The organism is uncultured Succinivibrio sp., assembly GCF_902756765.1.
Classification (GTDB): domain Bacteria; phylum Pseudomonadota; class Gammaproteobacteria; order Enterobacterales; family Succinivibrionaceae; genus Succinivibrio.
On record NZ_CACVSS010000077.1, the window covers coordinates 1 to 9,357 of the forward strand.

Sequence of the window (9,357 nt, forward strand, 5' to 3'; positions counted from 1 at the left end):
GATCACTGTTAGATGGTGGACAAAGTATTATGGCAGAGGTGATAGAAATGGACAGAATTTTATATCAATTTATGGTCATTATTACTTAGCAGTAACAAGGTTTAAGACTGTATTAAGACTTTGCTACGTTTGGTTCAAGACTTTGTTTACAAGAGGTTCATGAACTCAAATTTTTTCCAGTTGAACGACGCACAAATTTATACCTCAAATCTATAACATCAATTTTTGTGTGATCTGACCAAATTTCCACTAAACGCTAATAAAAGGTTCTTGCTCACTCAAGTTATATTAAAAAAATATCATATATAAAATATCCTTATAAAATATAATAAATAAAAAAATATATTTCACGAAACTAATATATAGTTTACATGAATAAAAAATAAATATATAATCAATAACAACAAACAAAAATATTTTAATTTTTAATTGATTGAATCTGTTCTGAGGAGTTTTATATTTCTTATGAAGTTTGATTTTGATGATTTAACAAATCTTCGTCATTACAATGAAACCTGGAAATTACTTAACGCAGAACATGCTCCTTTAATTCTGTCTTTTTTACATCAGGCTTTCGTTAAGCGAGGCATTACTATAGCGCCTGAATCAGAATTGTGTCAGATTCTTGAAAATGTGATTTTTCAGGCAACTAATGGCAGAAAGCTATTTCCTAAAACAGCTGTTTCTTATCTTACAGAATGGTCCTCTGAATCAAAAAGATGGTTGAAGAGAACTTACAGAAATGGTGCGGACGAGCCTTTTTATGATATTACTCCAGCCTCGCAGAAAGCCATTGAGTTTATTAATTCTCTTCACAATTACTCCTTTGTTGGTACTGAATCCAGATTCAGATCAATTATTGAACTGCTGCGACAGATTACCTTAGGTACTGTTGCCAAACCATCGGAAATCATCAGTGATCTTGAAGCTCAGATTAAAACTCTTACCGAACGGCTTGAAAATGCAAAACGTGGACAGATAGGCAGACTGTCAGAGATTGAAGTTCTGGACAGATTTCAGCAGTTTGAGATGCATGCCAGAACCTTATTGTCTGATTTCCGTTCGGTGGAGTACAACCTTCGTGATCTTGATAAGGGCATCAGACAGAAAATTGCCAAATGGGATGGTTCTAAAGGAGAACTCTTAAGTGAGGTTCTTGAGAACTCGGATGGCATTGAGAATTCTCAGCAGGGCAGAAGTGTTGCTGCCTTTTCTTCTCTGCTTTTAAATCCTAACCTTCAGGACGAAGTCCGTTCCATGATTGATGAGCTTTATGAGCTCTCTTCCATAAAGAAGATTAACTACGATCAGAATGTTAAGAATGTGTATCCAGGGTGGATCGCCGGTAATGAGCATATCCAGAAGACCATGGGCGCCCTGTCCAAGCAGCTTAAGCACTTTATAGACGATAAGATTTTTTTGGAAAACCGCCGTATTCTTGAGCTGCTTAGAGATATCGAGAAGAACGTGATTGATAATTCTCTTTTAGATGATAAAGACTTCCTTGACGGCTTTACCGATTTTTCAATTGAACTGCCTCAAGCTTCGATCAATCTTCCTTTTGAAAGAGTTATTTATACACCAAAAGAAAAAATCAGTATTAACTCTGAAGCAATTGAGGTTGGTGCAAATGATTCTAATGTAGACAGGTTATTTGATATTTCAGCGGTTGACAGAAATGAGCTGATGCACAATATCAGGATTCTGTTATCTGATAAGGATGATGTTGCTCTTTCCGAGATAATTCAAAAGTATCCTCTAAAGCAGGGGCTTACCGAGCTTATCTCTTACTTTAGTGTCTTAAATGATAACTTTGAGATAAGGGAGGATCCCGATATTGAAGATGAGATTATCTGGTCATCGCAAAGCGAACCTGAAGTTATGCGCTGTACCAGAATAAAGAGAGTCTACATTAGAGAAAGACTCTAGTTACCGCAGAAAACATAATTGATGGCTGAGAGGACAAGAGGTTGGTTGTTTGTAAAAGATAGTAAGTTTTTTTTGCTTATATTGAGATTTAATTTTCAATGACAGATTTAAGAGCATGATGTTTTAACAGGAAATATTATGGGACACAGTTTTTTTTATACCGGGAATTTAGATTCACAGACAGATCTGAATACAGATGATCTATCAGATATATCGGACTCAACTGAATTGTCATCATCTGATACAGCTGTAAGTGCTCCTCGCTCACGTGGATACTATGAGGTAGGAACTATTGCCGCTTATCTGCTTAGAGGAGTTATCTACCGGCAGGACAATGCGGCTTTATGGAACAGCCTGACAGAACAGCAGAGTAAAGTTCAGGATTATGTCATGAAACTTGGTGTAAAGCTTGTTGTAGATGATAATGAGGGCTATGCGTACCTGCGCTCCTTAACTGAAGATGAAATGCCTGATGTTAATCATTTTCCTCCAAAACTTATGTCCAAACGTCAGCTCTCCTTTAATGTAAGTTTTATGCTCTTACTGCTTCGTCATAAACTTGTGGAGTTTGATTCTGAAGCCAACGGCGATACCAGACTTGTATTGAGCTATACCTCTCTCTCAGATCTGATTATGACCTATTACGGAAACAGAAGTAATGAGGTAAAACTTCAGAATCAGATTGAAGGCATCATCAATAAAATTGTTGATCTTGGTTTTTTAAAGCCATTACAGGATAAAAAGGCAAAAGGGGAACGTTATTATGAAATCATGCGAATTTTAAAAGCATATTTTGACGCTCAGACCATATCCGATTTCAAGTCAAAAATCCTGGAGTATCAGAAGGTTATGGCAGATAAGAATTCAGAGGAAGCATAAAAATGCAGCAGCTTGAACGAAACACAGACGGCTTTAGATTACATCACGTTGAAATTTATAACTGGGGCACATTTCATCATAAAATCTGGACACTGGAGCTTGACGGACAGAATGGGCTTCTGACAGGCGAGATTGGTTCAGGTAAATCTACAATGGTTGATGCCATAACTTCGCTTTTAGTGCCTTCCCAGAAGATTGTTTTTAATAAGGCTGCAGGAGCAACTTCCAAGGAACGTGATCTACGTTCCTATGTCATGGGCTATTACAAATCCCAGTCAGGAGAATACGGTAATCTCAAGCCGGTTGCTCTTCGCCCTGATTATAAGGATTATTCTGTTATTCTGGCGGTTTTTCATAATGAGGAACTAAAAAAAGCAGGACACGAGGACTATGACATTACTCTGGCTCTGGCTATGTTTATGTCAAATGCAAAAGCTCAGCCGGATAAGATTTTTGTAACCGCAGAGAAGATTTTGAGTATCAAAGAGCATTTTTCTGATTTTGGAAAAGATCCCTCTTCACTAAGACGTAAACTCCGTCAGCATAAAGCAGAAATCTTTGATTCTTTTCCTCAGTATTCTGCCTGGTGGAAGCGTCGTTTTGGAATTGGTGACAACGATCAGGCGATTGAGCTATTTGCTCAGACCGTATCTATGAAGACTGTTGACAATATTTCTTCATTTGTTCAGTCCCATATGCTGCAGAAGGTTGATACCGATGAGAAGATTGAAGATATTATTGACCGCTTCAATGATTTGAACTCAACCTATGAGAGTGTATGTAAAGCAAGAGACATGATGACTCTGCTAGAACCTATGCAGGAAACCGCGCAGGCTTTAAATCTGTATGTCAAGGAAATGGAACGATATGAGCTTGCCAAAAAAGAGCTTGATCCTTATGTTGGAATAAAACGTCGAGATCTTTTGATATCAGAGATTCAAAGTAAAAAGAATAATCTTGAAAAACATAAGGCTCAGCTTGAGGCTTTAGATTTAAAGAATACCGATCTTGAGGATGAGTTAGAAAAGACTAGGGAAGATCGCCGTAAAAATGGCGGTGAACAGCTTGAGTCCCTTGCCAAGGCAATTAAAGATCAGGAGCACATTATTGCAGTAAAAAAGGAGCGTTCAAAATCCTATGAAATGCTGCTGAAACTTTTAGATCTGAATCTTCCTCGCAGTGTTCTTGGTTTTGCAGAACAGAAACAGAAACTGGTTTTAAGAACCCAGGAACTTGAAGAGTCTCATAACTCTGTTCAGCAGGAAATGATTAGAAACGGTGCTAAAAAAGAACTTCTATCTTCTAAGATAAAGGAGTTTAGTGAAGATCTTGAATATATAAAGGCTCATCCAAGTAATATCTCTGTGTCTCAGTTGAAACTCCGAGAGTTGATCTGTGAGGAGCTGGGAATAAATACCGAATGTATGCCTTTTGTCGGCGAGCTGATTGAAATTAAGGAATCTGAAAAGCTAAAGTGGGAAGGTGCCATTGAAAGAGTTCTGCATGGTTTTGCTTTATCTATGCTGGTACCGGAAGCCTATTATTCAGAGGTACTGCAGTATGTTGATTCTCACAATTTAAAGGGGCGCCTGGTATATTTTAAGGTTGTAAAAGATTTCAGATATTCAGGTAAGGCTCCTTATCCTGATGAGCTGAGAAGTAAACTTACCCTAAAGGATAAGGGTGAGCTTACAGAGTTTGTTCGTCAGCATTTAGATGATAACTTTGCCTATATCTGTACTGAGGATTATAGAGAGTTTAAGCGTGAACACAAGGCAATTACACCTCAGGGACAGATAAAATCAGGTAATCGACATGAGAAGGATGATCGTCATAGTTTAAATGACAGAAAGAATTATGTATTAGGCTGGAGTAATACCGACAAGCTGATGCTTTTGACTAAAACACTTAGTGAACATAATGAGGAGCTTGAGATTCTCAAAAGACAGTCTAAAGATATAAAAAACCGTTTTGATGAGTTACAGAATACTGTCAGAGTCTTTGCAAAGCTTGAAGATTATAAAAGCTATGATGAGATTGACTATTTAAGTCAGATGGAAAAACTCAAAACTTTGAATGCAGAATATCAGAAGATTGAAAGCGGTGCTGATATTTTCAGAATGCTTAATTCTAAAATAGAACAGCTTTTAGCTGATATCAGAGAACTTACAGAAGAAAAGAATGAGCTTATAAGAAAATCAGGTAATCTTGAAGGTGAGATCGATATATATGAAAAGGATCTTAATGCTCAGAATGAAGAATTAAATGCCTATGGGGATAATCAGATATTTTCAGAAGAGCTTTTAGATAATCTGCTGCAGAAAGCCCTTGGGGATAACAAGTCATTAACTCTGGGTCAATGCTCTAAAGTCAGTCGTGATATAAATCATGAACTCGACAGACTCCATTCATTTAACAGAAACAAGGCAAGTGCTCATGAGAAAAAACTTATAACCGATATGTCTGCATTTAATCACCGTTATGAAGTTGAAACACAGGAATTTGATGCTGCAGTTCAAAGCTGGCCTCAGTATGAAGAACTTCTTTTAAGAATTAAAAAGGATGATCTGCCACGTTTTGAAAGTCTTTTTAAAAAGAAGCTGCGTGATAACACCCTCAATGATGTGGCTACCTTAAATGCGTTTCTGGATACTGCCTCAAGTGAGATAACCAAGAGAATAACCGTTATCAATAAGGCACTGAAAACTATTGAATATAATCCAGGTAGACATATTCAGCTGGTTACTATCAATTCTGAGGATCAGGAGATTAAACAGTTCCGTTTTGACCTGCGTCAGATGATTGATAACCGCACTGAAATTGATACAGGTTCTCTGCAGATCTCAGAAGAGCGTTTTATGCGTGTAAAGGAGCTCATCGAAAGATTTAAGGGGAGACAGGATTCTGTTGAAGCGGACAGAAGATGGAGACTTAAGGTTACTGATGTTCGTCGCTGGTATGAATTTGCCGCTCAGGAGCTTTATGACGCAGATGACTCTCAGTATGAATATTATAAGGACTCATCAGGAAAATCGGGTGGACAGAAGGAGAAACTTGCTTATACAATTCTGGCTACCTCTCTTGCATATCAGTTTGGAACTGGCTTTGAGGATAATTCATCCAATCGTTCATTCAGATTTGTTATTATTGATGAAGCTTTTGGCAGAGGCTCTGACGATTCTGCAAACTTTGGTCTAAAACTCTTTAAGAAACTTAAATTGCAGCTGCTGGTTGTAACTCCTATGCAGAAGATTTCAATAATTGAACCTTATGTTGAACACGTAGCTATGGTTTCAAAGAATGAGCTTAATTCACAGTCCTCAGTCAGAAATCTTACAATTAAGGAATATCGTCTCCTTAAAAAACAGCGAGAGCTTGTAAACAATACTTCTTCTGTTGAAACTGTATTATAAGGTGGAAACAATGGATAAATGGTCAGATAAACAGGCTGTTAAGCAGAAAGCTCTTGAACTGTGGAATAAAGGGGTAATTCTAAAAATGCTTCTTGAGGAGAGAAATCTTTTAAAGATGGATCTTCTAAGTAAGGAGCATCCTCTTAAAATTAAAATTGATGGACCAAAATCAGCAGATATTAAAGACGATTTTGAAAAAGCAATGCTTTTTAGCAGTAAATGGTTTATGCAGTCTGATTTAGAGGTCGAATATACAGAGATATCATCTAGACTGATGGGACATCAGAAGGTTCCTGCTTATGTTGTGTTTTACAGCATATATGATTTTCTGGCATTTATAGGAAAGCGTCAGGAATATGAACGCCTCCGAAAAGCTCTGATGTTCATGCCGCCTTACCTTGTTTCTTATATCAGAAAAAAGCCTCTGTCATATTTAAAATACAGCAGTATTTTTTCAAAGCTTACCCTTATTGTTAATTACCTTATTAGACATCCTCGACCAGGAATTTATCTGAGGGAGCTTTCTCTCCCTTCGGTCGATACCAAATTTATTGAAAAACACAAGGGGATATTAAGCGAGATTCTTGACAGTGTGCTGCCACCTGAATTTATTGATCAGGATGAAAATCGCAGTAGTGGTTTTGAAAAACGTTACGGTTTTCTATGTAAACCTGAAAGAATAAGATTTAGAATTCTTGATCCGAGAATAAAGTTACCCTTTATCAGCAAAGAGTGTCCCGATGTAACCCTAGATTCACAGAGTTTTGCCGGTTTGACTATAGACTGTCAGTATGTGATTGTCTGTGAAAATGAGATTTCTTTTCTGTCCCTGCCTAAACTTCCTTCATGCATTGGTATATTTGGTTCCGGTTATGGCTTTTCTGCACTGGGACAGGCTCAGTGGCTTAGGTCAAAAAAGATTATCTACTGGGGGGATCTTGATACACATGGTCTGGCTATTCTGTCTGAATTTCGCAAGACGATGTTTCCCTGTAAGGTGGATTCTATTCTAATGGACTTTGATACCTTAAATAAATACAAACAATATTGCGTTGAAGAGCCTAAAGCACGAAATAATGAACTTATGTCTCTTAATGAGAATGAATCTCTTGCATATAGAGCTTTAGTTGAGAATAAAATTGGAAAAGAAATTGGACTTGAGCATGTTCGATTAGAACAGGAATTCATATCCTGGGATGAGGTTACAGATATTTTGAAAAAAAGAATTGGTGAATTGCTATGACTTTAGATGAGCTAAAAAAAGGCGAAAGTGAATCTGTAGAATTTAAAAAGAACATTCCTCAGGATCAGGATAAATTCTTAAAAACAGCTATTGCCTTTGCCAATGGTGCCGGTGGCAGAATCGTCTTTGGAGTAGAAAATAATTCCTGGAAGGTTACAGGTTTTTCCGATGATGAAGTGTTTCAGAAGTTTGATGCAATTGCCAACAGTATTTTTGATGCCTGTTTTCCAGCGGTTGTTCCTATTATGTCCATTGAAGAAATAGACAACAGAAAGGTTATCGTTGCACAAATAAGAGCAGGAATGTCGAAGCCTTACTATCTTCGTTCTGAAGGCATGATGGATGGAACATATATTCGAGTTGCCGGTGTAACCAGAAAAGCTGAACCTTATATGATTAAGGAACTGCAACTAGAAGGTTGTAACCGCAGTTTTGATACAACTCAGGTAGTAGGCGAGATTACCATATCTGAAATTAACTCTCTTTGTGAAAGAATGTATCAGCATGCTCTTGAACGATGTAAGACTGATGAACAGCGCACTGAGTTAAAAAAGATCACTTTGAGTCAGCTCGTTTCCTGGAAAATTGTTGTACAGAGTAATGGCAGATATTTTCCAACTAATGCCTGGCTGTTACTTACTGGAAATTTTGAGGATTTGATCCCAGATGCCTATATTCAGCTAGCCTCATTTAAAGGAACGACTAGAGCTGTTTTCCTGGATAAACAGGATGCTAAAGGACCAATTGATATGCAGATTGAAGACGCAATGATATTTGTTAAAAAGCATATCAATCTAGGCTCAAGAATTGATGGAAAGTACAGAGAAGATTTCTATGAATTACCGATTGATAGTATTCGTGAAATGATTTCTAATGCCGTCTGTCACCGTTCTTATCTATCTCCCGGGACAATTCAGGTCGCAATTTACGATGACCGTCTGGAAGTTACCTCTCCTGGCAGATTAAGTCCAGATCTTTCTATAGAGCAGATTATAGCTGGTAACTCAAGAATCCAGAACTCAGCGATAGGCGCAGCTTTTTTCTATATGCATATCATTGAGAAATGGGGAACTGGAATTCCTCGTATATTTGCTGATTCAAAACAATATGGGCTAGGAATACCTGAAATTAAGGATTTTGGTTCGTCCTTAAGAATAAGTATTAGACGTAAAGCTTTTGATACTGATCCTTTTGGAGTGGTAGATCCTTCCTTAGGCTTGAATGTTCAGCATCAAAGTTCAGCATCAGATGAGGCTCAACTTCGTAGTTCAGCATCAAGTTCAGCATCAGATGAGGCTAAACATCAAAGTTCAGTACCAGATACTGAAAAAAATAGTATTTCTAATACAGATAGTCGTTTATCACATTTAAACAAGGTTAACCTAATCAGAGCATTATCCATACTTGAACAGATAAAACTTGATCCTCACGTTACATCAGATGATATCGCTCAAAAGATAGGTCTTTCCAGAGCTACGGTTCAAAGAGCAATTGCTGAATTGAAGACTGTTGGCATTTTATCAAGAAATGGAAGTAATAATGGTGGTGTTTGGATAATCCATTTCCTAGAGTAAAAATGTGCCAGCAATTTGAATAGTTAGTAAAAACTATAAATTTAAAGCTTTTTGTATATTTTTACATGCCTAGGGGGTTAAGCATTTTTAACCCCCCTAATGTTATTCATACTGACGATCTTCCCAATTAAAGTCGGAAGATCTTTCAGTAACCGTAAATCTCTCTTGCCAGGAGAGGTTCTACAACAGTTTGACTCAATGAAGTCAAACAGTTTTTTAAAAATCTGTGTTCGAGTATTCCTTGATACAACTGAGAACTTCAGTATTGCTTCAGCAAATACAAAGGATGTGCAGTTAAGCTTGAGAATTGATAAACAGG

General features: G+C 37.4%; 5 protein-coding genes. All 5 read left to right on the forward strand.

Features of this window, described 5'->3' with window-relative positions; translation table 11 throughout:
• Positions 1 to 465: 465 nt before the first annotated feature.
• Complete coding sequence (locus QZU45_RS09595; protein WP_295354678.1) at positions 466 to 1,929, forward strand: DUF3375 domain-containing protein; 1,464 nt, start codon at positions 466 to 468, stop codon at positions 1,927 to 1,929.
• A 138-nt stretch (positions 1,930 to 2,067) separates the two neighbouring features.
• Positions 2,068 to 2,808: a DUF4194 domain-containing protein gene (locus tag QZU45_RS09600; protein WP_295354681.1), complete on the forward strand. Its 741-nt coding sequence runs from the start codon at positions 2,068 to 2,070 to the stop codon at positions 2,806 to 2,808.
• 2 nt (positions 2,809 to 2,810) lie between these two features.
• Positions 2,811 to 6,221: an ATP-binding protein gene (locus QZU45_RS09605; protein ID WP_295354684.1), complete on the forward strand. Its 3,411-nt coding sequence runs from the start codon at positions 2,811 to 2,813 to the stop codon at positions 6,219 to 6,221.
• 10 nt (positions 6,222 to 6,231) lie between these two features.
• Positions 6,232 to 7,464: a Wadjet anti-phage system protein JetD domain-containing protein gene (locus QZU45_RS09610; RefSeq protein ID WP_295354687.1), complete on the forward strand. Its 1,233-nt coding sequence runs from the start codon at positions 6,232 to 6,234 to the stop codon at positions 7,462 to 7,464.
• Positions 7,461 to 9,038 (forward strand): RNA-binding domain-containing protein, encoded by a 1,578-nt coding sequence (locus tag QZU45_RS09615; protein ID WP_295354689.1) that lies wholly within the window; start codon positions 7,461 to 7,463, stop codon positions 9,036 to 9,038. The genes QZU45_RS09610 and QZU45_RS09615 overlap by 4 nt, the downstream gene beginning before the upstream one ends.
• Positions 9,039 to 9,357 lie beyond the last annotated feature (319 nt).